We start from the raw sequence: 248 nt of genomic DNA on the forward strand, positions 1-248 counted from the left end.
GCGGCAGTCAGCGCAATCTCAGCGGCGGCCTTGGCGTCTTTGTCCAGGCTCGACTCGTCAATCACCTTTATCAGGGCCGGCACGCCATCATTGACCAGTGCGGAAATCTTGTCGGTCGAGATCGGACCAGCGCTTGCGCCCGCGTTCGCGACGACGTCGCACGCCGCATTGACCTTGTCCGACGCCACAGCCAGATAGCCTTGAGCGTCTGTCGAGAGTTGCGACTTCATTGCCGTCATCGACTTGAG

1 protein-coding gene is annotated in these 248 nt (G+C 60.9%); it reads right to left on the minus strand.

Features of this window, described 5'->3' with window-relative positions:
* Nucleotides 1–248: hypothetical protein (locus SB717_RS38410; protein WP_410908454.1), on the minus strand; the 248-nt coding region annotated here is incomplete at both ends.

It is taken from the genome of Priestia sp. SIMBA_032 (assembly GCF_046535215.1).
GTDB lineage: Bacteria > Bacillota > Bacilli > Bacillales > Bacillaceae_H > Priestia > Priestia aryabhattai.